At 64.5% G+C, this 1,874-nt stretch carries 3 protein-coding genes; all 3 read right to left on the bottom strand.

The genetic code is table 11. The features are described 5' to 3' along the window. Positions 1–200, bottom strand: a 200-nt coding sequence (locus tag QTI66_RS39415; RefSeq protein WP_286565819.1) for a hypothetical protein, incomplete at its 3' end; no start/stop codon positions are given. A 205-nt stretch (positions 201–405) separates the two neighbouring features. Next, positions 406–585, bottom strand: a complete 180-nt coding sequence (locus QTI66_RS39410; protein WP_286565818.1) for a potassium channel family protein — start codon at positions 583–585, stop codon at positions 406–408. Positions 586–724: 139 nt separating this feature from the next. After that, positions 725–1,051 (bottom strand): hypothetical protein, encoded by a 327-nt coding sequence (locus QTI66_RS39405; protein ID WP_286565817.1) that lies wholly within the window; start codon positions 1,049–1,051, stop codon positions 725–727. Between the last annotated feature and the right edge of the window lie 823 nt (positions 1,052–1,874).

Below are 1,874 nucleotides of genomic sequence, written 5' to 3'. Positions count from 1 at the left end.
TACGCGGGGGCGCTTGCGAGTGAACGAGCACGCATGCAGATCGCCACCTTTTCCTTGCACAGCTGAACGGCGCCGGGATCTGCAGCGTGGTCCAAATGTTGTCGCCAGCCAAACAAGGGAGTGCTCCCGATTGTTGAAAAATCAACCGGGATCCAATAGAAGATGCCGCAACCTGAATCAGGGTTGGCGATGCATGTCATGAGGTGCTGAAGTCAGGAACGCCGATGGCCCGCGGAGCTTGGCCGGCTGCACCCGGAGCATCACCACGCGTCAAGGGTCAGGGTATCGTGCCTTCGAGGCCTGCTGATGTCGCTTCGCCACTGCCTCAGGCGCGGCGTCTGGGCGAGCCCGCGGCTGGAGGATTCGCACGTTGGAGGCTGGTTGTGGTTGCGGCTTGGACCGCCACTACGTCCCCGCATCTTCACTGCGCGGCGGGTAGACGCCGGCCAGGCGGGCGATCAGGATCGCCCGGAAAAGCCCCCCCACAAGTTGCTCGAGGACACACAGCCCGCGCGCGTACCGCTGTACCGGCACGGCGTCCCCGAAGCCGGTGCTGGTCAGCACGGTGAAACTGAAATAGAGCAAGTCGCCAATCGGTGGCGAAACGGCGGCACCGCCGAACGCGAACGACCCCGGCTGAATATGGCTCGCGATCGCGTAAAGATAAGCCCACAGCGCGCCGGGGATGAGGTAGGCGGCCGCGGGCCATAGAGCTTGTCGGCCGTCATGACGTCATGCTGAAGACGTAGCGCAGCAGGTATGCAATCGTTGCCGCGTAAAGCGCGGCGCCGAACGCCCAGGAGTGCAGGAGGAACCGCGAGTCGCCGCCGTCCATCGCGAGCAGTTGAAAGAGCAGGGCCGGCGCCGCAAGGAGGAGCGCGATCACGAATGACAGCTGAGTGCGCCCTATTGCGGCGACCGCCGCGACCACGACCAGGAGGTTGGCGCCGTTGAGCATGATCCGTCCGCGCGGCGTGGGCTCAAGCAGCAGCATCGCCATGATGAGCGCGAGCATCGTGACGAAGAGATAGTAGCAGCGCTGGTAGAACACGTGCGCGAGAGTCGTGCGCGCCCGGCCGATTGTCATGTCCCCGCCCCAAGAACCCGTGGCGGGTTATAACCGATCCGCCCTTGCCGGTGACCGACGCTGGAGGCTCGACGTGCGCTGGGCACGATTGGTCGCAACGATCTCGCGCGGGCGTGAGCGAAGTTCGGCATCGGGCACAACGTCGTGGGCTGCGAGGTCGGAACGCGGCCGCAGTAGCGTCTGGTAATGGTGCGTCAATCCACGGCGGCGGCAACACCGTCGGCACAGCGCGCGACCGAAAAAGAAGGCCGCCTATTGGCGGCCGGGAACCCCAGAGGATTCTGGGGAGTGAGGAATTTCGCTCCTGGCCCGGGCGATCGCGCACGTCCCGGGTTGCGTCGCCGACAGGGTCCACGGCCCTTCTCAGTTGCTGCTCCACAACCGGGGATCCCGGTCCAGTAGTGCATCTCGTGCTCTTGATTGAAGAGCGATCCGCTTGCAGCTCAGAGCGTATGGTTCGCCGGGCGGCCGGGACGCCCAGTCGAGGCCGCAGACCTTGACGTTGACCGTCAATTTATCGCCAAGGATCTTGTAGTTGACCGTGGGCCGGTGAGACGCCCTTGTGCCTCGGGGCGTCGGCCGGAGCCGTTGGCCACCTGACTGCAGGGATCCCACCTCCTTCCATGTGTCGTCTCTGCGAGTGTCCCAATGGAGAACGCCTGGACGATGAGGGCTTCCGGACCAGGTCGCAAATGCTCGTGCTGCGCAGCAATCCATATCCTGGCTTCAAGGAAACACGGGGCGATGTGGGCACCTTGGCAGTCCGCTCCACAAGCGCCCACGCGTG

The sequence above is a fragment of the Variovorax brevis genome (assembly GCF_030317105.1).
GTDB lineage: Bacteria > Pseudomonadota > Gammaproteobacteria > Burkholderiales > Burkholderiaceae_C > Variovorax > Variovorax brevis.
Note: the sequence above shows the minus strand (reverse complement) of the source record. Positions and strands in the feature narration are given on the sequence as shown.